General features: G+C 68.0%; 22 protein-coding genes and 1 pseudogene. 12 read left to right on the forward strand and 11 right to left on the reverse strand.

The features are described from left to right. The first annotated feature begins 1 nt into the window (after position 1). The gene (gene galE, locus OYT95_RS02765; protein ID WP_037232427.1) at positions 2-994 is read left to right on the forward strand and encodes a UDP-glucose 4-epimerase GalE; all 993 of its coding nucleotides are present in this window, start codon (positions 2-4) and stop codon (positions 992-994) included. 7 nt (positions 995-1,001) lie between these two features. Here galE and OYT95_RS02770 read toward each other — a convergent pair whose 3' ends face one another. Next, on the reverse strand, positions 1,002-1,133 hold the full coding sequence (locus OYT95_RS02770; RefSeq protein WP_268790811.1) for a hypothetical protein: 132 nt from the start codon (positions 1,131-1,133) through the stop codon (positions 1,002-1,004). Between the two features lie 658 nt (positions 1,134-1,791). On the opposite strand from OYT95_RS02770, the gene OYT95_RS02775 reads away from it, so the two are divergent. Beyond that, complete coding sequence (locus tag OYT95_RS02775; protein ID WP_268790812.1) at positions 1,792-2,136, forward strand: hypothetical protein; 345 nt, start codon at positions 1,792-1,794, stop codon at positions 2,134-2,136. A gap of 150 nt (positions 2,137-2,286) precedes the next feature. Then, positions 2,287-4,087 (forward strand): annotated as a pseudogene (locus OYT95_RS02780) (zinc ribbon domain-containing protein). Positions 4,088-4,284: 197 nt separating this feature from the next. Here OYT95_RS02780 and OYT95_RS02785 read toward each other — a convergent pair. From OYT95_RS02785 to OYT95_RS02795, 3 genes are all read right to left on the reverse strand, one after another. Next, positions 4,285-4,569, reverse strand: a complete 285-nt coding sequence (locus tag OYT95_RS02785) for a DUF4192 family protein (protein ID WP_268790813.1) — start codon at positions 4,567-4,569, stop codon at positions 4,285-4,287. A 160-nt stretch (positions 4,570-4,729) separates the two neighbouring features. Then, positions 4,730-5,395: a DUF5642 family protein gene (locus tag OYT95_RS02790; protein ID WP_268792336.1), complete on the reverse strand. Its 666-nt coding sequence runs from the start codon at positions 5,393-5,395 to the stop codon at positions 4,730-4,732. A gap of 141 nt (positions 5,396-5,536) precedes the next feature. Next, the gene (locus tag OYT95_RS02795; RefSeq protein ID WP_268790814.1) at positions 5,537-6,163 is read right to left on the reverse strand and encodes an MBL fold metallo-hydrolase; all 627 of its coding nucleotides are present in this window, start codon (positions 6,161-6,163) and stop codon (positions 5,537-5,539) included. Between the two features lie 282 nt (positions 6,164-6,445). Between OYT95_RS02795 and OYT95_RS02800 the strand changes: the two genes are divergently transcribed. From OYT95_RS02800 to OYT95_RS02810, 3 genes are all read left to right on the forward strand, one after another. Then, entirely contained in the window at positions 6,446-7,414 is a 969-nt protein-coding gene (locus OYT95_RS02800; protein WP_268790815.1) for a proteasome assembly chaperone family protein, read from the forward strand. Between the two features lie 144 nt (positions 7,415-7,558). Further along, on the forward strand, positions 7,559-8,596 hold the full coding sequence (locus OYT95_RS02805; protein WP_268790816.1) for an alpha/beta fold hydrolase: 1,038 nt from the start codon (positions 7,559-7,561) through the stop codon (positions 8,594-8,596). Positions 8,597-8,636: 40 nt separating this feature from the next. Next, positions 8,637-11,141 carry a DEAD/DEAH box helicase gene (locus OYT95_RS02810; protein ID WP_268790817.1) on the forward strand — a complete coding sequence of 835 codons (2,505 nt, stop codon included), beginning with the start codon at positions 8,637-8,639 and terminating at the stop codon, positions 11,139-11,141. A gap of 3 nt (positions 11,142-11,144) precedes the next feature. Here OYT95_RS02810 and OYT95_RS02815 read toward each other — a convergent pair whose 3' ends face one another. Next, a complete protein-coding gene (locus OYT95_RS02815; RefSeq protein WP_005240786.1) occupies positions 11,145-11,549 on the reverse strand; it encodes a DUF5997 family protein in 405 nt (134 codons plus the stop codon). 58 nt (positions 11,550-11,607) lie between these two features. Between OYT95_RS02815 and OYT95_RS02820 the strand changes: the two genes are divergently transcribed. Further along, a complete protein-coding gene (locus tag OYT95_RS02820) occupies positions 11,608-12,357 on the forward strand; it encodes a LysR family substrate-binding domain-containing protein (protein ID WP_268790818.1) in 750 nt (249 codons plus the stop codon). A 9-nt stretch (positions 12,358-12,366) separates the two neighbouring features. On the opposite strand, the gene OYT95_RS02825 is transcribed toward OYT95_RS02820, so the two are convergent. After that, positions 12,367-13,290: a hydrogen peroxide-inducible genes activator gene (locus OYT95_RS02825; RefSeq protein WP_037232439.1), complete on the reverse strand. Its 924-nt coding sequence runs from the start codon at positions 13,288-13,290 to the stop codon at positions 12,367-12,369. 143 nt (positions 13,291-13,433) lie between these two features. On the opposite strand from OYT95_RS02825, the gene OYT95_RS02830 reads away from it, so the two are divergent. Next, entirely contained in the window at positions 13,434-14,114 is a 681-nt protein-coding gene (locus OYT95_RS02830) for a PhzF family phenazine biosynthesis protein (RefSeq protein ID WP_037232441.1), read from the forward strand. Here OYT95_RS02830 and OYT95_RS02835 read toward each other — a convergent pair. Continuing rightward, positions 14,100-14,819, reverse strand: coding sequence for a hypothetical protein (locus OYT95_RS02835; protein WP_037232444.1), 720 nt, complete (start codon positions 14,817-14,819; stop codon positions 14,100-14,102). The genes OYT95_RS02830 and OYT95_RS02835 overlap by 15 nt on opposite strands. Before the next feature lie 66 nt (positions 14,820-14,885). Between OYT95_RS02835 and OYT95_RS02840 the strand changes: the two genes are divergently transcribed. Further along, positions 14,886-15,140 carry a hypothetical protein gene (locus tag OYT95_RS02840; RefSeq protein WP_081792385.1) on the forward strand — a complete coding sequence of 85 codons (255 nt, stop codon included), beginning with the start codon at positions 14,886-14,888 and terminating at the stop codon, positions 15,138-15,140. Here the strand turns inward: OYT95_RS02840 and OYT95_RS02845 are convergent. Beyond that, positions 15,104-16,336 carry an aminotransferase family protein gene (locus tag OYT95_RS02845; RefSeq protein WP_128638879.1) on the reverse strand — a complete coding sequence of 411 codons (1,233 nt, stop codon included), beginning with the start codon at positions 16,334-16,336 and terminating at the stop codon, positions 15,104-15,106. The genes OYT95_RS02840 and OYT95_RS02845 overlap by 37 nt on opposite strands. A gap of 226 nt (positions 16,337-16,562) precedes the next feature. Between OYT95_RS02845 and OYT95_RS02850 the strand changes: the two genes are divergently transcribed. Next, complete coding sequence (locus tag OYT95_RS02850) at positions 16,563-17,702, forward strand: cation:proton antiporter (RefSeq protein WP_037232452.1); 1,140 nt, start codon at positions 16,563-16,565, stop codon at positions 17,700-17,702. Between the two features lie 24 nt (positions 17,703-17,726). Here OYT95_RS02850 and OYT95_RS02855 read toward each other — a convergent pair whose 3' ends face one another. Further along, positions 17,727-19,091, reverse strand: a complete 1,365-nt coding sequence (locus OYT95_RS02855; RefSeq protein WP_037232455.1) for an MFS transporter — start codon at positions 19,089-19,091, stop codon at positions 17,727-17,729. Positions 19,092-19,247: 156 nt separating this feature from the next. Between OYT95_RS02855 and OYT95_RS02860 the strand changes: the two genes are divergently transcribed. Further along, positions 19,248-19,631 carry a VOC family protein gene (locus OYT95_RS02860; RefSeq protein ID WP_037232458.1) on the forward strand — a complete coding sequence of 128 codons (384 nt, stop codon included), beginning with the start codon at positions 19,248-19,250 and terminating at the stop codon, positions 19,629-19,631. On the opposite strand, the gene OYT95_RS02865 is transcribed toward OYT95_RS02860, so the two are convergent. Next, positions 19,593-20,672 carry an alpha/beta fold hydrolase gene (locus OYT95_RS02865; RefSeq protein WP_112299265.1) on the reverse strand — a complete coding sequence of 360 codons (1,080 nt, stop codon included), beginning with the start codon at positions 20,670-20,672 and terminating at the stop codon, positions 19,593-19,595. The genes OYT95_RS02860 and OYT95_RS02865 overlap by 39 nt on opposite strands. 97 nt (positions 20,673-20,769) lie before the next feature. Then, on the reverse strand, positions 20,770-21,414 hold the full coding sequence (locus OYT95_RS02870; RefSeq protein WP_268790819.1) for a Pr6Pr family membrane protein: 645 nt from the start codon (positions 21,412-21,414) through the stop codon (positions 20,770-20,772). A gap of 69 nt (positions 21,415-21,483) precedes the next feature. Here OYT95_RS02870 and hrpA point away from each other — a divergent pair, with 69 nt between their 5' ends. Beyond that, positions 21,484-25,371 carry an ATP-dependent RNA helicase HrpA gene (gene hrpA / locus OYT95_RS02875; RefSeq protein WP_268790820.1) on the forward strand — a complete coding sequence of 1,296 codons (3,888 nt, stop codon included), beginning with the start codon at positions 21,484-21,486 and terminating at the stop codon, positions 25,369-25,371. The last annotated feature ends 5 nt before the right edge of the window (positions 25,372-25,376 follow it).

A 25,376-nucleotide genomic window follows, 5' to 3' on the forward strand; every position in this document is an offset into this window, starting at 1 on the left:
GATGAAACTTCTGGTCACCGGCGGCGCCGGCTATGTCGGCAGCGTCTGCAGCACGGTCCTGCTCGAACGCGGACACGAGGTCGTCATCATCGACGACCTGTCCACGGGTAACGCCGACGCGGTGCCGCTCGGTGCCGAGTTCGTCGAGGGCGACGTCGCGGAGGTGGTGTCGGACGTGCTCGGCACGAGCGGCACACCCCGCTTCGACGGCGTCCTGCACTTCGCGGCGCAGTCGCTCGTTGGCGAGTCCGTCCAGTTCCCGGAGAAGTACTGGCGCGGCAACGTCGTCACCACGCTCGAACTTCTGGAGGCCATGCGCCATTCGGGGACGCGGAAACTCGTGTTCTCCTCGACCGCCGCGACGTACGGCGAGCCCGAGCACTCGCCGATCACGGAGGCCGATCCGACCCGTCCCACCAATCCGTACGGGGCGACGAAACTCGCGATCGACCATGCCATCACGTCGTACTCGGTGGCTCATTCACTCGCGGCGACCAGCCTGCGGTACTTCAACGTCGCGGGAGCGTACAAATCGGCGGGCGAGAACCGGGTCGTCGAAACGCATTTGATTCCTCTCGTGCTCCAAGTGGCGCTCGGTCAGCGGGAGAAGATCTCGATCTTCGGAACCGACTGGCCGACTCCTGACGGAACGGCGATCCGCGACTACATCCATGTGCTCGACCTCGCCGAGGCGCACGTGCTGGCACTGGAGTCGTCGATCGAGGGCAGGCACCGCATCTACAATCTCGGCAGCGGTGCGGGTTTCAGTGTGCGCGAAGTCATCTCCGCGTGTGCGCGGGTCACCGGGCTGCCCATCGCGGTCGAGGACGCACCGCGCCGGGCGGGCGATCCCGCCGTCCTCGTGGCATCGAGTGATCGGGCGATCGCGGATCTCGGGTGGCGGCCGGAGCACACCGACCTCGACGAGATCGTCGCCGACGCCTGGGCCTACCTGCAGGAGCTGGGCGACCGGTCGCACGCCGCACGCCGATGACGCCGGCTCAGTCCGCGATCTGCCGGGGCAGCACGACGCCTATCGCCTCAGCTCGCTCGTAACCGACGTCGGCCAGGCCCCGCACCTCCACCGGCCGGAGTCCGGAGTGCCGTGCACCGTCGAGCAGGGTGGCCAGCATCTGGTCCGGCTCCGAGTCCAACGCGATGACGACGAACGGCCCGCTCCACGAAGGTAGGCGCAGTATCCGAGCAGCGCCGCCGGGTTCGCGCGTTACGGGTCCGGGCGGTTACGGGCGACGAAAATCCTCAATTGACCGCGAACTCCTTGCAGTCAGACGAATCGACGCCTATCTGGGCAGGCCCGCATCGGAGTGTGCGGGAGCGAACGCCGGAGACTGTGGAGGCAGTGCATCGCCGGGTGTCGGGCTCGACAGCGCATGGCCATCGCTAGAATCAGGACAAGCAAGATGGTGCGGGAGAGCGCCTGCTGGTGCGGTGTATCGGGTCCACGAGGATCGCGGTTCGGAATTGCAGGAGCGGCGGGCGGTGCTGGGCCGGATGCTCGACGACGCGGCCGAGGGCGGTTCGCGGTGGTGCGGGTGGTGTGGCGGGATCGATTGGCCCGCCTGCGGACTCCCTCCGAGGCTAAATGTCGGAGGTCGGCGTTACAGTCGAGGTCCTGCGGGACAAGGGCGAGACATCGCTGGTGGAGGGGTTGATGAATGACGTCATGGCGGTGCTTGCATCGTTGTCGTGCCGGATCCCTCAGCTGCGGTCGACACAGCATCACCACTGGCTTCGGGCGACTTCGCCGTACGGTTGGGAATGGGGTCACCGGTGAGCATCTCGGATTGCGGGTCATCTCGGATAGTGGAGGCGCTCGTCGATCGTGACTTGTGCCCGGTCACGGGGGCAACGAAACTCGGCGTTGAGGTACGTATCGTGGGTGCCGCGATACGCGCCCACAAAGCCAGGCGGGTGGACGAGGAACATCCGAACCTGATCCGAAGCGAGCCGGTCTTCAGGCCCCTCGAATCCGGCCAGCAACGCCACTGTACTGAAATCGAGATGCGCACGGTCCGCTACGTCGCTTTCCGTGCGGTGAAAAACCTTTCCCGGGGGGGCATCGGCGGACGATCTCTCCGGTGGAGAGCTGTCGACCTTGCGGGGTGCGGGAGTTGATCCCGGCGATCACAGCACCTGGCCGCTACACACCTCCGGATGCGACGGCACCCGCAAAGCCTTCGGAATTGGTTGCTGCGACCGCGACTACTGCCGTCAGCTGGGCGAGACCCGGTTCGTTCGACTGCCCTTCGTTCCTGGTCGACCAGCATGACCGGGCCGGGATCGACCGCGCTGCGGCAGTTCGCGTTCACCACCCGCGCACACATGGCGGTCGACGACGCTACCGGTGAGCCGATCGGGCTCGACGACGTCGACACCCGGGTAGGGTGGCTCCTCGACCTGGTCACCGCGGCAGGCGCCGAGTTGGTGTCGCGGCTGTGGCATTCGGCGACGTTCGATGCGCTCGCCGCCGGCCTGGACCGGCAGGACCGCAGGCTGCCCGCACAGGGGCATGTCGCCGCGGCCCGCCTGGGCTGGACCCCGAGCTATCCGGATGGGGTCTACGTGCCGTCGCGGGTCACCCGGGTGGTGACCGCACAGGTGATGACCACCCTGCGGACCCTCGCTTACCGCGATACCGCGATCGCGGCACTGTCGGCGCGATTTGACGCGGCCAGCGGGGCTGTGGCGCCGCCGATCGGGTCGGCGGACTACGTGTCGGCGGGTTTTGCTCGAGGAGTACGACGCCAGCTCATCGCATGCTCCCGCCGCGGCGGCGGGGCACCGGCCGGCCGGTTGCGGATCACCGACGTGCAGGGGCCGCCGAAAACCAGCGCGATGGCCCGACTCTCCGCCGCCGATCGACAACTTGCACAGATCACCGCGGCAGAACGTGAACTGGTGTTGACGGTGAAGTTGCCGACATGTCCCGCCCCGGTGGGGCGGGTGCAGTGGCGGCGGGTGCGGCTGACCGCCGCCATCCCCGAGCACCTGCACGGCCGGGCGATCACCGACTGGCATCTGCCGACGCTGGTCCTCGACCGCCGAGGTCTGTTGTGGCGGTGCGCCGCGACAGAACTCGTCCCGGCAGGCGAACCGGAATCGGCCATCGTCGCGGTGGGAGTGGATTGGTCCCCATCCACTCTGGGCGCGGCCGCTATCGCAGCCGAGGGCCCAGGCGGGTTGTCCTCGGATTACCGGGGCTGGACCTACGACGACCGCGGCCTCGGGGTCAAACTGGCCCGCCTGCAGGCCGAAGGCCAGATGCTGCACACCAAGGCTGCCCGGTTGACGCGACTGGCCGCCACCGCCCCGCCCGCGGTCCGCTCTCAGCTGAAGGAGAAGATCGCAATCCTCGATGAGCATCGCACCGCGGTGGGTGTCAAGCGAGGGAAGATCAACCGAGAGCTGGCTTTCCACTTCGCCCGCCAGGCCACCGCCTACGCCGCCGCCGCGGGCGCGCAGGTGATCGCGGTGGAGGATCTGTCAACTCTCGAGGCCCGCGGACGCGGACGGGTCAACAATAATCGGGCCGCGCAGTCCGCCCGCCGCCAAGCCGTCGCCGCGCTCGCGCACACTGCCGCGGGTGTCGGTATCACGGTGATCTCGGTACCGGCCCGTGGATCGTCCGCATGGTGTCCGGGCTGCGACGAACCACTCGTACGCCCCGGCGGCTACCACGACGCGTGGTGTCCCCGCTGCCAGGTCGGCGGCAACCGCGACCACCTCGCCGGTGTGAACCTGGCCAAACGCGCGCTGCTCGGCAGAAACAAAGCCACCCGTCGGCGTGGGCAGATGCCCGCGGTCCGGGTCGCCGAGCACGCGCCGGTACGGCCGTCGCCCGACAAACACGGTCCCACCCCCAGCAGGCCACGGCACCGCCGGGTCCGCCGCAGCCTGCCCACCGTGACACGGCGGTTGGGGGTGACTCCGAACAAGCATGTTCCTGCACCACAAGCGTCGGTGTGGGACACGGTCAAACCCACACCACCGCACGGTGATCCGGGTAGCCGTGACACACGTCTATCTCATACTATCTGCCACTGGTGTGGCAGATAGTATGAGATAGACGTAGACGCTGAACCATTCGCGGCCGGCGCCGTTCTCCGCCGTGATGAACACGTCGAGAAGATCGGTCGGAGTGAAGTCGAGGAGGTCTTCGAGTTCTTCGACGATCGCGGACAATTTGTCCAGGGAGATCGCGTCCGGGTCGGTGAAGCGGTCGTCGACGAGTACCAGGAGCACCCCGGTGGCCCGCTCCCACTCTCAGACGGTGGCGAACTGACCCAACGCCGCGTACATCGGCGGGGTCGGCAGGTCGCCACCGCTGAGGACCAGGTCGTGTCTCATGACGGCTCCGACCGACGGTTTGCGCTCCCCGGTCAGGCACACCGCCACGATCGACCGGGCAGGCCGGAATTCGAGCAGTGCGGGAACCGAGGCGAGAAGGTCGCCCGGGGCGGACAACGTGACGGTGTGCTGATGCGGGGGCGGTCCCCCGCCGGGATCGTCGGAGAAACCGGAACCGTGCGGGAATGCGGGTGTCGTCATGCATCAGACTCTGACGGGCCGACGCGTGGCGCCGCCGCGGGCGGTCTGGCGAAACACAAAGGGTTGTGGATGGGCAATCTCTTGTGGACAATCGGGTCGCCGCGCCGCGCGGGCGCGCCGATCGGCCGAGAAGTCGTCGGAGCCCTGTGCTAGGGCCCGCTCAGCTGTTCTGCACCTTCTGCACCGCGGCGGTGAACACCTCGTCGAGAGCGACGGTGTCGGCCTTCGCGTCGCCGAACGACATGAAGGTCGCGGACACCCGCACGTCGCCCACCTGCGCGATCAACGTGACCATCGACTGGGTGACCTTGTCGCTCTCGTTGCCGGACTTGACGGTCCGCCGCAGCGCGAGGGTGTCGTCGGCCCGGACCGGAGGGGCAGGCATGACCTCGGTGGTGACGGTGGACTCGGCCCCACTGTCCGTCACGGTGACCTCGCCGCACTTCTTCGTCTGTGCCGCCAGTTCGTCGAGGGGTGTATCGGTTCTGGTGAGCTCGACCGAGATCGTCGAACGGCTCGCATTGTCCGTGCCCACCACCATGACGGTGCCGGTCGGACCGTAGTCCTGCGCAGGCGGCGCACAGTCCGCGGGATCCACCTCCGCGCCCTGTGGTACGCCCGTCAGGTCGGGTGCCGCCATCGACACGGCCTGGGCGGGCAGCACGATCGCCTCGTACCGGGCCGGGAAGTCGGCCGGATCGACCAGAAGCTTCGACAGTCCCTTTCCGGACGGCGAACCCGCCGCGATCGTGGTGCTCGGCTGCGGGACGCCGGAGACCGTCGAGGAACACCCGGAAAGTAACGTCACCGCGGCCAGCGAGACCACCGGGACAACGATGGCCGTCCGTACCGCTGTGCGCCGAGACCTCACCGTCGACCTCCCGTGTCGGATGTGTGGTGCTCCCACGCGGGGAGCCTTTTCCGCCACTCTGCCACGCCGGCGCGCCGACAGCGGGGAGGCTGCGGCTCAACTGCCGCGGGCGATCCACTCCTCCAGATGCGGGGATTCGGTCCCGATGGTGGTTCCGTCGCCGTGCCCGGTGCGGACCGTCGTCGACGGCGGCAGCGCGAACAGACGGTCGCGAATGGACCCGATGATGGTCGGGAAGTCCGAGTAGGAACGCCCGGTGGCTCCCGGTCCGCCCGAGAACAGGGTGTCACCACTGAACAGTTCCCCCGCCTCCGGCAGATACAGGCAGCAGGAACCGGGAGAGTGACCGGGCGTGTGGAGCACGCGGAGACCGGTCCCGGCCACCTCGATCTCCTGCCCGTCCTCGATCGGCGTGTAGGTGACGGCGGGGTGAGTCTGCCGCCACAACACGTCGTCGGCCGCGTGGAGGTAAAGGGGGGCGTCCAGTGCCGTGGACAGTTCGGGCGCCACGGTGACGTGGTCGTTGTGGCCATGGGTGCAGACGATGGCCCTCACGTGCCTGCCGCCGACAGCCTCGACGATCGGGGCGGCGGTGTGGGCGGCATCGATCACCACCACCTCCGAGTCGTCGCCGACGATCCACACATTGTTGTCGACGTCCCAGGTGCCCCCGTCGAGACTGAAGGTGCCGGAGGTGACCACCCGGTCGATGCGCACGCTCACAACGCGACCGCCGATCGTCGAACCCGGTCCACACTTCTTCCTACCCGTGCCGACATCGTGCACCTCCAGGATCGTCGTCTCAGACCGTGCCGTTCCTCACATTGCCACAGACCGTGCGCGGGATCTCGCTGTGGGCGAACACCGGAAGGCTCCTGACGGGAATTATCGGTCGTCCGCGCCGTGTTCCCCCAGAGCAGGACCTCCGAGAGCAAAGTCCGACGTATCGATGCCGGAGACGATAGGGGACACTGGAGGCCAGGCACGAAGGAGAAGAGGTCTGTGATGGACGAACAGTCGAAGATGTACGAGCTGGAGTTCCCGGCACCGCAGCTGTCCTCCGCGGACGGCCAGGGACCTGTGCTGATCCACGGACTCGAGGGCTTCTCCGACGCGGGCCACGCCGTCAAACTCGCCACGACGCATCTGCGCGAGAGCCTGGAGAGTGAGCTGGTCGCCTCCTTCGCGGTCGACGAACTCGTCGATTACCGCTCGCGTCGGCCCACCATGACGTTCAAGGCCGATCACTTCTCGGACTACGATCAGCCCGAGCTGAACCTGTATGCGCTGAAGGACACGGCGGGCACCCCGTTCCTGCTGCTGGCCGGCATGGAGCCCGATCTCCGCTGGGAGCGGTTCACCACGGCGGTGCGCCTGCTGGCCGAGCAGCTCGGTGTGCGCCGGACCGTGGGCATCAACGCCATTCCGATGGCCATCCCGCACACCCGCCCGCTCGGGGTGACCGCGCATTCCACCAACAAGGACCTGATCAAGGACCACCAGCGCTGGTCCGGTGAACTGCAGGTACCCAGCAGCGCGTCCTCGCTGATCGAGTTGCGGATGGCGCAGCACGGGCACGAGTCCGTCGGGTTCTCTGTTCACGTTCCCCATTACCTCGCTCAGACGGACTACCCGGGGGCCGCCGAGACCCTCCTCGAGAATGTGAGTGACGTCACCGACCTGGATCTGCCTCTGGCTGCGCTCGGCGAGGCCGCCGCACGCGTCCGCGAACAGGTCGATGAGCACATCGCGGGTAACGAGGAGGTACAAACCGTCGTCCACGCCCTGGAACGTCAGTACGATGCGTACGTAACGGCTCAAGAACAGCAGTCCACGCTCCTGGCCAGCGAGGAAGACCTGCCGAGCGGCGACGAACTCGGTGCAGAATTCGAGCGTTTCCTCGCGGAACAGGCCCTGCAGGACGGCGAGGGCGGCGACTCCGGGGAGGAGGGGGGATCGCAGGGCGGGGCGTGACCGAGGAGCGGTTGTGCGGTCGCCACTCGGACACTGTGCGACCGCACGGTCCAGTTGTTCGGCCGACAGCGGTGCAATAGCGTCGAGATGAAGCGGATGATTGAGCTGTCAACATTCGGGAGTGCACCTAGTTCAGGAGGCGACATGAGCGACACTCGCATTCGTAAGCTCAGGCCCGTTCCGAACGCCGAAACCCGCATGATGTTCCGCACGATCCACGGCTACCGCCGCGCGTTCCGCTTGGCAGGCGAGGGTCCCGCGCTTCTGCTGATCCACGGCATCGGCGACAACTCGTCCACCTGGACCGAGATCATCCCGCACCTCGCCAAGAACTACACCGTCATCGCCCCCGATCTGCTGGGCCACGGCCGCTCCGACAAGCCGCGGGCCGACTACTCCGTCGCGGCGTACGCCAACGGCATGCGCGATCTGCTGTCCACCCTGGGTATCGACAAGGTCACCGTCGTCGGTCACTCCCTCGGTGGCGGTGTCGCCATGCAGTTCTCCTACCAGTTCCCGCAGATGGTCGACCGGCTCGTCCTGGTCTCGGCCGGCGGCGTCACCAAGGACGTTCACCCGCTCCTCCGTCTCGCGTCGGTTCCGGTGGTCAACGAGGCCCTGAAACTGCTGCGCATTCCCGGCGCGATGCCCACTGTGCGTCTGGTGGGCAACGTGTTGAGCCAACTGAACGGAACGCGACTGCGTCCCGGTGCGATGCTGCACGACACACCCGACCTGGTACGCGTACTCGCGGAACTGTACGACCCCACGGCCTACGAGGCGTACCTGCGCACCCTGCGCGCGGTCGTCGACTGGCGCGGCCAGGTCGTCACCATGCTCGACCGATGTTATCTGACCGAGAATCTCCCGGTGCAGCTCATCTGGGGCGATCAAGACGCCGTCATTCCGGTGAGTCACGCCCACCTCGCGCACGCGGCGATGCCCGGCTCACACCTCGAGATCTTCCGCGGCGCAGGCCATTTCCCGTTCCGCGACGACCCGATGCGATTCTTGCGCACCATCGAGAAGTTCCTGTCCGTGACTCATCCCCTGCAGTTCGACGAGGCGAAGTGGCGGCAGATGCTCGTCACCGGCGTCGGTGAGAGCACCATCACGGGCAGCGCGTCCACCCGCATGGCGGTCCTCGACGCAATGGGATCGGACGAACGCAGCGCCACATAGGCCCGGCCGCGGCGCACCGCGGTCCGGCTAGCCTGTAGCAGTGCTTCTCTCCGACCTGCTCCCCGACAACGCGGATTCCGATTCCGTTTTCGACGCCTTCACCTCCTGGACCGAGGACCGAGGTCTGACGCTCTACCCCGCCCAGGAAGAATCCGTCATGGAGCTGGTGTCCGGGGCCAATGTGATCCTGGCGACGCCCACTGGATCGGGCAAGTCGATGGTGGCGGTCGGCGCCCACTTCTACGCGATGGCCACCGGCAAGCGCACCTTCTACACGGCCCCGATCAAAGCCCTTGTCAGCGAGAAGTTCTTCGCGCTGTGCGAGGTGTTCGGCGCGGAAAACGTCGGCATGATGACCGGCGACGCCGCCGTCAACTCGCGGGCGCCGATCATCTGCGCGACCGCCGAGATCGTCGCGAACCTCGCACTGCGCGAGGGCCCCGATTCCGACATCGGTCAGGTCGTGATGGACGAGTTCCACTTCTACTCCGAACCCGACCGGGGCTGGGCGTGGCAGGTCCCCCTCGTCGAACTCCCCCACGCCCAGTTTCTCCTCATGTCGGCCACCCTCGGGGAGGTCGACTTCTTCTCGTCCGATCTCACCCGCCGGACCGGCAGGCCCACCACCGTCGTGGCGGGCACCGAGCGTCCCGTTCCCCTCCTGTTCTCGTACGCCACGACTCCCGTGAGCGAGACGATCGAGGAACTGGTGACCACCAATCAGGCCCCGGTCTACGTGGTCCACTTCACCCAGGCCGCAGCCCTGGAACGGGCGCAGGCCCTGACCAGCGTCAACTTCTGTTCGCGCGAGGAGAAGGACGCCATCGCGGAAGCGCTCGGCGGCTTCCGGTTCACCACCGGATTCGGCAAGACGCTCTCGCGCCTCGTCCGGCACGGTATCGGCGTCCACCACGCCGGCATGCTGCCGAAGTACCGCCGCCTCATCGAGAAGCTGGCGCAGGACGGTCTGCTGAAGGTCATCTGCGGCACCGACACCCTCGGCGTGGGGATCAACGTCCCCATCCGCACCGTGCTCCTCACCGGGCTGACCAAGTTCGACGGCACCCGCACGCGGCACCTCCGCGCCCGCGAGTTCCACCAGATCGCGGGACGCGCGGGACGCGCCGGCTACGACACCCTGGGCACCGTGGTGGTGCAGGCGCCCGAACACGAGGTCGAGAATCTGCGTGCGCTGGCCAAGGCAGGCGACGACCCGAAGAAGCGCCGGAAGGTGCAGCGCAAGAAGGCGCCCGACGGCTTCGTGTCGTGGAGCGAGGCCACGTTCGATCGCCTCGTCGCCGCGTCTCCCGAACCGCTCATCTCACGGTTCTCCGTATCGAACTCCATGCTGCTCAACGTGATCGCACGACCGGGCAACTGCTTCGAGTCCATGCGGCACCTCCTCGAGGACAACCACGAGTCGCGGCCCGCGCAGCGCAAGCACATCCTCAAGGCGCTGTCGTTGTACCGCGGGCTGATCGACGCCGGCGTCGTGCAGAGACTCGACGAACCCGACGCCGACGGCCGCATGGCCCGGCTCACGATGGAACTCCAGCGGGACTTCGCGCTCAACCAGCCGCTGTCCCCGTTCGCCCTGGCCGCCCTCGAACTCCTCGACGTCGAATCCGATTCCTATGCACTGGATGTGGTGTCGGTGATCGAGTCGACCCTCGACGACCCGCGGCAGGTCCTCATGGCGCAGCAGCACTTCGCCCGCGGTGAGGCGGTCGCGCAGATGAAGGCCGACGGGATCGAGTACGAGGAACGCATGGAACTGCTCGAGGAGGTCACCTGGCCCAAGCCTCTCGCAGACCTGTTGTTCCCGGCGTTCGAGATGTACCGCGGTGGGCATCCGTGGATCACGGAGTTCGCGCTGTCGCCCAAGTCGGTCGTGCGCGACATGGTCGAGCGGGCCATGACGTTCGCCGAAATGGTCAGCCACTACGGCCTGGCCCGTTCGGAAGGGCTCGTGCTGCGGTATCTCGCGGACGCGTATCGCGCTCTGCGCCAAACCGTTCCGACCGAGGCCCGGACGGAGGAGCTGGACGACCTCATCGAGTGGCTGGGCGAGCTGATCCGCCAGGTGGATTCGAGCCTGCTCGACGAATGGGAATCACTCACCGACCCCGGCGCCGAGGGAGACGACCAGCAGGTCGCGTTCGGCGCCGACGTGCCGCGTCCCATCTCGGCGAACACGCGGGCATTCCGGGTCATGGTGCGCAACGCCATGTTCCGGCGTATCGAACTCGCGTCGCGGCGGCGGTGGGCCGAACTGGAGGGACTCGACGACGGCATCGACGCCGACGAGTGGGAGGACCAGCTCCAGCCGTACTTCGACGAATACGACTCCCTGGGCACCGGCCCCTCGGCGCGCGGCCCCCAGCTGTTCCAGGTGGAGACCGCGCCCGAGCTGTGGCGGGTCCGGCAGGTCCTCGAGGACCCGCAGGGCGATCACGGGTGGGCGTTGACGGCGGTCGTCGACCTCCCCGAGTCCGACGCGGCCGGCGAAGTGATCTTCGACGAGCTCAGCATCGTCGAGGGTTAGCGGTCAGGAACGCGGCCGGCGAGGCTGATCACGCCGCGCCGCGTTCTTCTCCTTGATGCGGACGGTCTCCTTGCGGACCTCGGCCTGGGTGGCGCGTTCCTGCTGCAGCCACTCGGGACGATCCGCCATGAGCGCGTCGATCTGCTCGGTGGTGAGCGCCTCGGTGACGCCGCCTCGGGCGAGGCCCGCAATGGACACCCCCAGCTTCGCCGCGACCACCGGCCGCGGATGCGGGCCGTTGCGGCGCAGCTCGAGCAGCCACTCCGGAGGATCGCTCTGCAGTGCACTCAGCTCGTCGCGGGAGACGAGACCCTCCTGGAACTCCGCGGGGGTGGCCTCGAGGTACACACCCAGCTTCTTCGCCGCGGTGGCGGGCTTCATAGTCTGAGGGCTCTTGTGCGACGTCATGGTGTCAAGAGTAACGAGCGTGTGCGGTGCCGTTGACCAAGGCCGGTAGCCTGACGGAGTGACAGACGCGGATGCATCCCCATCGTTCCGGCTCGCGTATGTCCCGGGCGTGACCCCCACCAAGTGGGTGCGCATCTGGAACGAACGGCTGCCCGACGTCCCGCTCACCCTCGTCCCGGTGACGGCCGCGGACGCGCCCGACCAGTTGCGCGGCGGCGGCGCGGACGCGGGCCTGGTGCGGCTGCCGATCGACCGGACCGGTCTCAGCGCCATCCCCCTGTACACCGAGATCCCCGTGGTGGTGGCGCCGAAGGACCACGTCGTCGCCGCGGTGGACGAGGTGTCGATCGCGGATCTGGCCGACGAGATCGTGCTGCACCCACACGACGACATCCTCGTGTGGGACAGCGTGCCGGGATTGCCCGCCCAGGACCGCCCGGCCACGACGGCCGACGCGATCGAACTGGTTGCCGCGGGGATCGGGCTGCTCATCGTCCCGCAGTCGCTCGCCCGGCTCCACCACCGCAAGGACCTCGTCTACCGGACGGTGTCGGACGGCCCGGAGTCGCGGATCGCGCTGTCGTGGCCCGAAGACGAGACCACCGAACTGGTGGAAGAGTTCATCGGCATCGTCCGAGGCCGAACCGTCAACAGTTCCCGGGGCCGCACCCCGACGCCGGCTCAGCCGAAGAAGAAGCGTCCCGCCGCGGCGGCGGCACGCCAGAAACCGGCCGCGGGGGCCAGGACGTCACGGTCCGGCTCCGGAACGAAGGGCGGCAAGAAGGGCAAACCGCGCCGGCGGTCGTAGCCCCGACCGTCAGGCGGGTGCGCCGACCGACGCCGTCTTCGTGAGCAGGCCGGCGAGCTGCGCGTAGCCGTCCGCACGGGCACTGGACGAGCGGAACACGAGTCCGATCGTGCGGCCCGGCGCCGGAGCCGCGAAGCGGGCGGTCGCGAGCGGTCCCCGTCCCGTCTCGACCTGGACTGCGGACTCCGGCACCAGGGTCACCCCGAGTCCGCCGGCAACGCACTGCACCACCGTGGACAGCGACGTGGCGCGGGTATCGCCCGCCACCGGGTGCGCATCGACCGAGCGGCACAGATCGAGGGTCTGGTCGCGCAGGCAGTGCCCCTCGTCGAGCAGCAGGAGTGGAAGCGCGTCCAGCATCTGCGGTGAGACGTCGGTGCGACCCGCCAGTGCATGCCCCTCGGGGACGACCATCACGAAATCTTCTGTGTACAAAGGAATGTCGACGAGACCGCTGACACCGCTCGGCAACGCCAGCACCGCGACGTCGAGCGCACCCACTCGCAGCGCCTCCAGGAGCCGCGCCGTCTGATCCTCGATGACCTGCGGCTCGAGGGCGGGCATCTCCTCGCGCAGCGCCGGCAGCAGGGCAGGCAGCACGTAGGGGGCCACGGTGGGGATCAGCCCGATACGCAGCGGTCCGGCCAGCCGGTCGCCGACACCCGCGGCCGTCGCGACGAAACCGTCCGCCGCCTCGAGGATGACCTTGGCCTGACCGAGGAGCCGCTCCCCCGCCGGGGTGACGAGCACGCGTCGGGTGCTGCGCTCGATGAGCTGCACGCCGAGCCCGTTCTCCAGGGCGGCGAGCGACTGCGACAGTGTGGGTTGACTCACACTCAATCGTGCTGCCGCCGTGCCGAAATGGCGGTACTCCGCGACCGCGACGAACGCGCGCAGCTGCGACAGTGTGGGTTGATAGCTCTGATCGGCCATGCCTATCAGTCTAACGCCATCCATCGCCTCCACCTTTTACCCCGGGGTTCGTGCACGGGGAATCACACCAGTCGAGGCGCCGGTCGCGACGTCTCCCACGGTCGAGGCACTGCCTCGAGGTCGACGAGCGATAGGGTGCGTCAATGCCCATCCACGTAGACGTCGTCCGGGTGTTCACCGACGACAAAGGACGCCACGGCAATCCGCTCGGCATCGTCGACTCCTCGGCCGTCGCGCCCGAGGACCGGCAGTCCGTCGCCGCCGCACTCGGATACAGCGAGACGATCTTCGTCGACATCCCCGGACCCGGTGACGAGCACGCGCGCGCCCAGATCTTCACCCCCACCACCGAACTGCCCTTCGCCGGACATCCCACGGTCGGGCTGTCCTGGTGGCTGCACGAGCGCGGCGCCGCGGTCACCACACTCGACGTGCCCGCGGGCCCCGTCGCCACCCGCCGTTCCGGCGCCATCACCTGGGTGCGGGCCCGGCCGGAATGGGCACCCGAGTTCTCGCTGTACCCCATGAACAGCGTGCGCGAGGTTCAGTCGGCGGACCCGAAGAAGTTCGGTGCCGGACACCATTATCTGTGGGCCTGGACAGACAAGGTCGAGCACTCGATCCGGTCGCGAATGTTCGCCCCGGACATGGGCATCACCGAGGACGAGGCCACCGGAGCGGCGGCCGTCCGGATCACGGCGCACCTCCGGCACGCCCTCCTGATCACGCAGGGCAAGGGATCCGTGCTGCGCACCACCTACGATCCGGCCGGGTGGATCGAGGTCGGCGGACGAGTCCACCCCGAGAAGTCACGCACCCTCTGACGGCGGCCGCCGGCCTCGCCCCGCGGTGAGGTCGGCTTCGCCCAGAGTCACCTGGATCTCCCGGCCCAGCGTCACCCCGGGAGCGAGGGGGAGCCTGTCGCCGCTCCAGAACTTGCCGGGGTCGTACCAGTTGGTGCGCCTGCGCCCGCTGATCAGCCCCATCTCCTCGTACGTCTGCGCGACCACCTCGGCGCAATAGGCACTTTCGAGGCTGCCGCCCGACTTCTCCTGCCTGCGCCCCGTCCCGGGCAGGCGCCCACCGAACCATCGTGACGCGAGTTTCGCGGTGGACGGGAACGGGGTTCCGTCCAGCCGTGCGATCGTCCGCAGCAACGCGTCCTCCTGCTGCGACGTCGCGGGGTCGGCGAGTTGGCGCAGCCATCCCCGCTGCCCGTACCGCGCACCCCACACCTGGACCGCGGCGCGCAGGTCGTGGAGTTGCACACCGCGCTGGAAGCGCCCCGTCCACATGTCCTGCAGCGAATGTCCGAGCTCGGCGTGCCACATCAGCGGCGGTAGGTCCTCGAGGACCACCGACATGCCGACGTGGTTGACCGGACTGTTCGTCAGCGTCTGAATGGCCCTGTCTGCCGGGGACTCTCCGCGGAAGATCCAGATGTCGCCGGTACGGGTGACCTCGACCGCGGTGTCGAGGTCGATGGTGGAGCCGTGTCGTCGTGCGTCCGTGTGCCGTGGCGCGTCCATGGGCCCTAGCCTAGAAGGATGCGACCGCGTGGCAGGCAATGGTGGAAACTTCTCGGACTCGCCGGTGTGGTGGGTGTCGCCGCGACCGGGGTCGTCGCGGTGCGAGCGGATCGACAACGCAAGGCGTACACGCCCGACGAGGTTCGGGCGCGCCTCCACGAGCGCTACACCCGTGCGTACGCGGCGCACGACGGGCAGAAGGAGATCGACCTGACCCCGCCCACGTGGCGGGACCGGGTCACCGGTGCCCTGCGCCGCTTTCGCAGGCGGGGCACCGGAACCGATCAGCCCAGGGCCCGGCGGATCCCGTCCGCGAGCTGAGCGACCTGCTCGTCCGTCATCACGAACGCCGGCGAGATCTGCATGGCGCCCTGACCGGCGGCGCGCCCCGAGATCCCGTGTTCACGCAGCGTGTTCACGAACGGGAGCGCTTCCGCCGGATCGGCCAGTTGCACGGCCGCAACCGCACCGAGACCGCTGCGCACTTCCTCGACTCGCGGATGGTCGGCGAGGGGCGCGAGGTACTCGTGCAATGACGACTCCAGTCGCTTGGACTCCGCCAGCAGGTTCTCGCGCTCGATGATGTCGAGGTTGGCGAGAGCCGCCGCGGCGGCACCCGCGTGCCCACCGTAGGTGTACCCGTGCCGCCACCAGACCCCGCCGGCGAAGAACGGCTCGGCCACGCGCGGGGCGATGAACACCGCACCCATCGGGACGTACCCGGAGGTGAGGCCCTTCGCCGTCGTCATCATGTCGGGCTGGAGGTCGAATCGCGTCGACGCGAACCAGTCGCCGCCGATGCGGCCGAATCCCGTGACGACTTCGTCGACGACGAACAGGATGTCGTGCTCGCGGCAGATGTCGCGGACCTCCGCGAGATAGCCCTCCGGCGGCAGGTAGACGCCGCCCGCACCGATGACGGGTTCGCAGAAGAACGCGGCGATCGTGTCGGCGCCGATCTTCTCGATCAGTTCGAGCAGGCTCTTGGCGTCGTTCCAGGCGACCGTGGCGGCGTCGGCCATCAACTCGCCGTATCCCTCGCGGTTGGCGGGAATTCCCGCCAGCGCGGTGCCCGCAACGTGCATCCCGTGATAGGCCTTCTGGCGGCCGACGACGATCGTCTTGGACGGCTTGCCCATCTCGTGCCAGTAGCGGCGGGCGAGCTTGGCCGCCGTGTCCACGGAATCCGAGCCACCGGACGTGAAGAAGATCTTGCTGCCGGGCACCGGCGCGATGGTCGCGAGACGATCGGCCAGGGCCGCGGTGGTCTCGGGAACGAAGTCACCGAAGTTCGAGAAATGGGCCACGGTGCGCAACTGCTGCGCGACGGCGTCCGCGATCTCCGCACGGCCGTGCCCCACGTTGGTGAACCACAGACCGGCCGTCGCATCGAGGTACCGGTTGCCGCGATCGTCCCAGATGTAGGCGCCCTCGCCGCGGGACACCACGAAGGCGCCCTTCTGTTCCACCGCGCCCATGTCCGCGAATCCGTGCCACAGTGCCGACGCCATGCTCATCCCTTCGTGAAATCCACCCCGAGCCGACTATGCCATGTGGCCTGCGGATCCCGGCGCCCGACTCCACAGTCCCCCGCGTCTGCGTCGGCCCGACCTCGTTGCCTCGATCGGAGTCGGTCCGAGGGCTTCGGCAGGCACAATCTCTGCATGCCCGGAGTGCGATGTCGCGAGAACAGGAAGACCCCGTGCCGGTCATCGAGCTCGACTGCACCGAACTGACATACGCATGTCCTTCGAGGTACTCGCGCTGATCTCGGCCGCAGCCCTGGCCGGACCCTTGCTTGCGAGTCGCCGGACCTGGCATCTGCCGGTCGTGCTCGGCGAGTTGCTGGCCGGAATCCTTCTCGGCTCCACGGGTGTGCGCGCGCTCGATCCCGGCGATCCCACCTTCACGTTCCTCGCGGACATCGGCTTCGCGCTGGTCATGTTCGTGGCCGGCACACATGTGCCGATCCGGGACGTACGCATCCGGCCTGCGCTGGCGAAAGGCATGGTTCGGGCCGTTCTCGTCGGTGTCGGTGCCACTCCGGCAGGGTTCGGGATCGCTCAGGCGTTCGGTACCGGCCACGCCGCTCTGTACGCGGTCCTCATCGCGTCGTCGTCCGCAGCGCTCGTCCTACCCCTGATCGACTCGCTCGGGCTCGAGGGCACACCGATCGTGCAGACGATAGCCCAGGTCGCGGTGGCCGACATCGCGTGCATCGTCGCCCTGCCGCTCGTGATCGATCCGGCGCAGGCCCCACGCGCCGCAGCAGGCGCGGTGGCCGTGGCGGTAGCGACCGCCGTCTTCTACGCGGTCCTCCGTGCGAGTGACAGCCGCGGCTGGCTTCACAGTCTGCACCAGGAGTCCAAGGAACGCGGCTTCGCACTGGAACTGCGGATCAATCTCGGGGTCCTGTTCCTCCTGGCGGCGTTGGCCGTCCACTCCCACGTGTCGATCATGCTCGCCGGTTTCGCACTCGGACTGGTGATCGCGGCGGTGGGTGAGCCGCGACGCCTGGCCAAGCAGCTGTTCTCGATCACCGAGGGATTCTTCGGGCCGTTGTTCTTCGTCTGGCTCGGCGCATCGTTGAATGTCCGGGACCTCGGGGCGGATCCCTCCCTGATACTGCTCGGCGTTGCACTCGGCTTCGCTGCCGTTCTCGTCCACTGCCTGACACGGCTGGTCGGTGTGCCGCTGCCCCTCGGCGCGTTGGCCGCCGCTCAACTCGGCGTGCCCGTGGCCGCGGCAGCGATCGGTGCGCAATCGCATCTCCTGGGCCCCGGCGAACCGTCGGCTCTGATCCTCGGCGCGCTGGTCACCATCGCTACCACCACAGTCGCCGGCGCGACGGCGGCACGTCGGGGCTTCGGCACGCCCCGGTAGGCGGCGGGGTCCCACCCACACGCGTCACTTCTCCGCCAGGGCGGTGGGGTGCGGCTCCGTGTCGATTCCCGGAATCCCGCGACCGCGGATGGACGCGCCCGCCGTCTCGGCCACGAAGTACAGCGCGACGAGGCCGATCCCGCACGCGGCCATCATGTAGAACGCCGGCATCAGTGTGTTGCCGGTCCATTCGATGAGCAGTTCGTTGACCGCGGGGGCCGTACCACCGAACAGCGACGTCGACACGTTGTAGGCGATGGCGAAACCCGCGAACCGCACGTGTGTCGGGAACATCGCCGGGAACGTCGCCGAAATCGTGGACAGCTGCAGGACGTACAGCAACCCGAGCACCGCGAACGCGAGGATCGCCCATCCGAACCCCTGACGCATCAGCAGATACATCGGGACGGCGAGCACGATCAATCCCACGAGCGAGCCGTACCACAACGGTTTTCGGCCCACCCGGTCCGACAACCCGCCGGCGAACGGAATGACCGCCATCATCACGAGCTGCCCGACGATGAACAGGGACAGCGACGCGGTGGACGTCAGGCCGATCTGCGTCTCCAGATAGGTCGGCATGTAACTGAGCAGGGTGTAATTGGTGACGTTCAACGCGATGACGAGGCCACCGAGCAGCAGCAACGGCTTCCAGTACTCGGTCACCAGATCCTTGAACTCGTGGGTCGGTGTCGACTCCACCTCGCCCTCCGCGTCCAGTTCCCGGAACACGGGTGTCTCCTCGAGCTTGGTCCGCAGGTAGAGGCCGATCAGACCCATCGGTCCGGCGATCAGGAACGGGATACGCCAGCCCCAGGTCGACATGAACGGATCGCTGGAGAACAACTCCACCGCCAGGACCACGATCGCACCCAGCGCGTACCCGCCGAGGGTGCCGAACTCGAGGAAACTTCCGCAGAACCCGCGCTTGCGGTCCGGCGAGTACTCGGCCATGAACGTTGCCGCGCCGCCGTATTCGCCGCCGGTCGAGAAGCCCTGGATCATGCGCAGCAGCACCAGCAGCAGGGGCGCCCAGAAACCGATGACGTCGTATCCCGGCACGAGGCCCACGCAGAACGTCGCACCCGCCATCAGGATGATCGTCAAGGCCAGAACCTGGCGGCGTCCGAGCCGGTCACCCAGCGGACCCCACACGAGGCCGCCGAGCGGGCGCACGACGAACGACACCGCGAACACGAGCAGGGCGTACAGGGTGGCCGAACCGGTGTCGCCGGGGAAGAACGCGGCCGAGATGTACGACACGGTGAACGCGTAGACACCGTAGTCGAACCATTCGGTGGCGTTACCCATCGCTGACGCCGCGATCGCGCGGCGGAGAACACCTGGTGGGAGGGTTTCCTGCTCGGCTGACGAATTCGCAGATGCCATGTGATCCCGTCTCCTCGGGCCGGTTTCGCGTTCACTCATTGTGGCCCGAGTGGCACGTGTTGTCGCGCGTTTGCCGTTTACAGGGACGTCACGGAGGCGCGCCCGAGCCGTCCCAGGGACAGTGTGCGACCACCGTCGCGCGGGTATCCGCAACCCATGACCAGCCGAATCATCGCCATCGCCGTCGACTGCCGTGACGCGGAATCACTGGCACGATTCTGGTGCGACGCCCTGGGCTACCCGTCGACCCGCCGATGGAAGGACTCGTACGGGCTCGAGTACGTCGAATCGAAGGCACCGGGGTCCCCGTCACTGGTGTTCCAGCCCGTCGACGACCCGAAGCCCGGGAAGAACCGCCTGCACCTCGACATCGCGCCGTCGTCCGGATCCCGCGACGAGGAGGTCCGGCGACTCCTGTCGCTCGGCGCACGCCTGCTGAGCGACGACCCGAACGTTCCCTGGGTGGTCCTCGCAGACCCCGAGGGCAACGAATTCTGCGTGCTACCGGAACGTGGGGCCGACGACGGGACGGCCACGTAGCCCTCGCCACCAGGCGGCGGGCCCGCCGTGCGCGACCCAGTGCCGTGCGTGGTCTGCGTAATCCGTCGCCACCCGGACCCACTCGCTCCAGGCACTCGGCGTGGGAAGAGTCTCGACCGAACGGGTCAGGAGACGATCGATCGCGTCCGAGACGAGCTCTGCGCGCTCCAACTGCACCATGTGCCCCGCACCGGGAACCTTCACCAGTTCCGCGTCCGGCAGATGCCCGGCGATCGACTTCGAATACCGGAACGGGGTCAGGAGATCGCGGTCGCCGCACACCACCAGCGTCTCGATGGGGGCGAGCAACGGCACCGCCGCCGTCTCGTCGTGATTCTTGAACGACGGCAGGAAGTCGACGAGCGTCTTGAGGGACGTGTCGTTGATCATCTGCTCGGAGTGCCACATGATCGCCGGGCTGATGCTGCGGTCACCGAACGACGCAGACCTCAGGATCGGGGCCAGCACCCTCTTGCTCGCGCCGCGACCGCTCTGGACGACCCGGGGCAGGTGCCGGGCCGCGGTGCTGAATCCGGCGACGACCGGCGTGTTGAGGGTCCGCGCGAGTCCCACGTCACCCAGCTTCTCCGCAGCGGTGGCGATCAGACCCACCCCGACGACGCGGGAACCGATCAGATCGGGATGCTGTCCGACGTACGACAGGACCGCCATACCGCCCATCGAATGGCCGACCAGCACGATCGGCCCCTCCGGCACGAGCGCACGGATCACGGCGTCGACGTCCTGCGCGAGATGCGGAATGGTGCAGGTGGCGCGCCGCGGCACCCCGGAGTCGCCGTGCCCCCGCAGGTCGAAGAACACCATGCGGATCGTCGAGCCCCACGCCTCCTCGAGCTGAACCCGCTGGAAGTGCCAGCCGGTCATCCGGTTGCAGAAGCCGTGGACGAACACCACCGTCAAGGGGGCGAACGCCGGACCCACCTCGCGCACCGCGAGCGGCACACCGTCGTCGGCGGCCACGACACTGCCGCGGTCGCGGCCGAGCAGGTCGAAGGTCTCGCCTGCGAACTCGTCGAACATAGTCTCCCAGCCGTTGCCGAAGTCACGGATGATCGCGCGGACGCCTGTCGTGTGGAGGATAGCGCGGCGCGCGAATCGTCTGCGCGCAGCTTCGCCGCTACCGGTCCTGGCCGAACCGCCGGCGCGCACCGAGACGTCCCACCGCGTTCACGGCGAGGGCCATCAACGCCATCGCCAGCAACAACACGACCGCTGTGACGGCGAGCTGAAGGTACCCCTGTTGCCGGGGGTCCAGGAACGGATACGGGTACCAGTCGACGATCGGACCTCGTATCAGGGAATAGGCGCCGTAGACGGCCGGGAACACCAGCCAGCTGAGGCTCTGCACCTCGGAGATCCGTATCCGGGACGGGGCGAGCACCCAGTCGAGCAGCAGCACGAGCGGCAGCAGGCGGTGCAGAGCCGTGTTGATCCAGCCGTCCTGCAGCATGACGTCGATGTTCGCCAGCAGCACCGCGTACACGATTCCGGTGATCACCATGTACAGCGTCGTTGCGCCCCGGAACAGCTGCCAGCCCCGCGACTGCGGATCCCGGAGCGCGCCGACGAGCAGGACGACGACGGCGAGGATGTTGCTTTCGATGGTGAAATAGCTGAGGTAGTTGGCCGATGAGAAGTCGTCGCTACCGAGGTTGCGGAGGGGAATCCACAGCAACGCGATCAGGCCGTAGACGGCGAAGACCGCCCGCAGAACCCGAACGATCCTCTGACCTCGCAGGTCCGTGACGACGGCAGCGTCCATCCGCCGATATTCGCACACGGGCGGGCGCGGCACAGGTGTTCCGCCGGGTTGGCTAGGCTGGGGTCCAGCATGTCCACCACAGCACCCAGCCGGCGGGAACTGAAGAACAGCCTCGGCGAACTCACTCTGCGCGACGAACACCGGCTCCGCCGGCGACTCGACCGTGCGCGCACACCCGAAGCGCTCGCGTCCCTGTCCGACGAGATCGCATCCGCACGCGGACGCATCGCACGGAGACTCGACAGCGTCCCCGTCATCGACTACCCCGACTCGCTGCCGGTCAGCCAGCGCCGCGACGACATCGCGAAGGCGATCGCCGAGAACCAGGTCGTCATCGTCGCCGGCGAGACGGGATCCGGCAAGACGACGCAGATCCCGAAGATCTGCCTCGAACTCGGCCGCGGCGTCCGCGGACTCATCGGACACACCCAGCCCCGCCGTCTCGCGGCGCGGACCGTCGCCGAACGGATCGCCGAGGAACTCCGCAGCGAACTCGGTGAGACCGTCGGCTACACCGTGCGATTCACCGACCAGGTGTCGGACGGCACGCTGGTGAAACTGATGACCGACGGAATCCTGCTCGCCGAGATCCAGCGCGACCGGATGCTGCGCCGGTACGACACGCTGATCATCGACGAGGCCCACGAACGCAGCCTCAACATCGACTTCATCCTCGGATACCTGCGGCAGCTCCTCCCCCGCCGGCCCGATCTGAAAGTGATCATCACCTCGGCCACGATCGATCCGGAACGCTTCGCGCAGCACTTCGCCACCGACGGGGTGCCCGCGCCGATCGTCGAGGTGTCCGGGCGCACATTCCCCGTCGAGATGCGTTACCGCCCACTCACGGTGGAAGTGGGCGACCAGACCTTCGACCGCGACCCCGTCGACGCGGTGTGCGAGGCGGTCGAGGAACTGTCCGGCGAGGGCGACGGCGACATCCTGGTCTTCCTCTCCGGCGAACGGGAGATCCGCGACACCGCCGACGCGCTCCGCGACCGCAGACTGCGCGGCACCGAGATCGTGCCCCTGTACGCCCGGCTGTCGGCGGCGGAACAGCACAAGGTGTTCACGCCCCACAGCGGGCGGAGGGTCGTGCTGTCGACGAACGTCGCGGAAACGTCGCTCACCGTGCCCGGCATCCGGTACGTCGTGGACCCGGGAACCGCCCGCATCTCCCGCTACTCGGTGCGCACCAAGGTGCAGCGCCTGCCGATCGAACCGATCTCACAGGCGTCCGCCCGCCAGCGTTCCGGGCGTTGCGGCCGTGTGGCCGAAGGCATCTGCATCCGGCTCTACTCGGAAGAGGACTTCGAGGCCAGGCCCGCGTTCACCGAACCGGAGATCCTGCGCACCAACCTCGCGTCCGTCATCCTGCAGATGACGGCGCTCGGTCTCGGCGACATCGCCGCGTTCCCGTTCGTCCAGCCGCCCGACCCGCGGGCCGTCCGCGACGGCATCGGCCTGCTCGAGGAACTCGGAGCGATCGAACGGAAAGCCCAGGACGAGCAGCCCGTCCTCACCGCGGTCGGACGCGAACTCGCGCAGATCCCCGTCGATCCGCGCATGGCCCGGATGCTCGTCGAGGCGCACCGGAACGGCTGCCTGTCCGAGGTGCTGGTCATCGTCTCCGCCCTCTCGATCCAGGACGTGCGGGAACGTCCCGCCGAATTCCAGCAGGCTGCAGACGAGAAGCACGCCCGGTTCACCGTGGAGAACTCCGACTTCCTCGCCTTCCTCGAACTGTGGAAGTACCTGCGCGAGCAGCGGAACGAGTTGTCGTCCAACCAGTTCCGGAAGATGTGCCGAAACGAGTTCCTGCACTGGCTGCGTATCCGCGAATGGCAGGACCTGCACGGTCAGCTCCGGCAGATCACCCGCGGGCTCGGCTGGGACACCACCGGCACCCCGGCCGGCGAGGCGGCGATCCACCAGTCCCTCCTCGCGGGACTGCTGTCGCACATCGGACTGCGCGAGGGTGACAAACGAGACTTCCTCGGGGCCCGCGGAAGCCGATTCGCGATCTTCCCCGGCTCGAGCCTGTTCAAGAAGCCCCCGCGATGGGTCATGGCCGCCGAGCTGGTCGAGACGTCCCGGCTGTGGGCGCGGATGTCGGCCAGAATCGAACCCGAGTGGGCGGAGAAACTGGCGCCGCACCTCGTGAAACGCACCTACTCCGAGCCGCACTGGTCGTCGAAACGCGGCGCCGCCATGGCGTACGAACGCGTGACGCTGTACGGCATCCCGCTCGTCGCCCGGCGTGCGGTCACCTACAGCACCATCGACCCCGAGACGTCCCGGGACCTGTTCCTGCGCCACGCTCTGGTGCAGGGCGAATGGCAGACGCAGCACAAGTTCTTCCATGCCAACCGCGCACTCCTGGAAGATGTCGAGGAACTCGAGCATCGCGCCCGCAGGCGCGACATCCTCGTGGACGACGACACCCTCTACGACTTCTACGACCAGCGCGTCGGCCCAGAGGCTGTCTCCGCCCGGCATTTCGACTCCTGGTGGAAGGTTGCCCGCCGGAAGAATCCCGACCTGCTCACATTCACCCAGGCGACCGTCGTCAACGCCGAGTCGGCCGCAGTGCTCGGCGGCGAATACCCCGACGCCTGGCGTCAGGGCGACATGCAGTTCCCGCTCACCTACCAGTTCGAGCCCGGCACCGAGGACGACGGCGTCACGGCCCGCATCCCGATCGCGCTGCTGGCAGGTCTGCGCCCGGTCGGCTTCGACTGGCTGGTCCCCGGCATGCGCGTCGAACTGGTCACCGCCCTGATCAAGACGCTCCCGAAGACCCTTCGCCGACAGGTGGTTCCGGCACCGGACTACGCGGCCGCCGCGCTGGCAGCCGTGAAACCCCGCTCCGAACCACTCACCACGGCGATGGCACGCGAATTGTCACGGCTCGGTGCCTGCCGCATCGATCCCAAGGACTTCGACGTCACCGCGCTCCCCGACCATCTGCGCATGACGTTCGTTGCCGTGGACGAGAAGGGTGCCGTCCTCGGCCGGGACAAGGACCTCGTGTCGCTGCGCAAGTCGCTCGCTCCCCGCGTCCAGGTGGAAGTGGCGAAGGCGGCCTCGAATTCGGAGCGACCGCCCGCACTCACATGGACCCCCGCCACCCTCGGTTCGCTCGAAGCCACCGTCACACGCGAACTCGGCGGCCAGAAGGTCACCGGGTACCCCGCCCTGGTCCCGGAGGGTGACGGTGTCGCCGTCCGCGTGCTCAGCACCGCGGCGGCGCAACGATCCGCGATGCGCGCCGGAACGCGCCGGCTGCTCCTCGCCGCCGTTCCCACCCAGGCGAAGACGGTCACGTCCGGTCTGAGCAACGCACAGCGACTGGCACTGGGGCAGAACCCCGACGGCAGCCTCGACGCCCTCATCGACGACTGCCGCAACGCCGCCGCGAACCAGTTGATCGCCGCACACGGCACGCCGGTACGCACACCGCAGGACTTCGACACCCTCGTGGCGACGGCGCGCGCGGAGATGGCCCGGAACGTGGCGGTTCTCCTGCGGCTGGTGTCGCCGGTGCTCGAAGCGGACCATCGGCTGGCCGTCGTGCTGGAACGCGCCACCGGTGAGGCCGCCGACGACGTGCGGGAACAGCGGCAGTCGCTGCTGTTCCCCGGTTTCGTCGCCGACATCGGTGCCACGCGCCTCCGCGAACTGCCCCGCTACATAGCCGCCGCGACCGCACGTCTCGAAGCCCTTCCGGGGAGCGCACCGCGCGATCAGAAGGGGATGGACGTCCTCGACCGGGTGTACGCCGGATACGAACGCATGCTCGCGGGCCTGCCGGAAGAACGACAGCACTCACCCGAGGTCGACGCCATCCACTGGATGATCGAGGAACTGCGCGTCAGCCTGTTCGCTCAAACACTCGGGACACCGATCCCGGTCTCGGAGAAGCGCGTGCTCAGCGCTATGGAGAAGGTGCGCTGAGGCGT

Source organism: Rhodococcus sp. JS3073 (assembly GCF_026810085.1).
In the GTDB taxonomy this organism is placed as follows: domain Bacteria; phylum Actinomycetota; class Actinomycetes; order Mycobacteriales; family Mycobacteriaceae; genus Rhodococcus_F; species Rhodococcus_F wratislaviensis.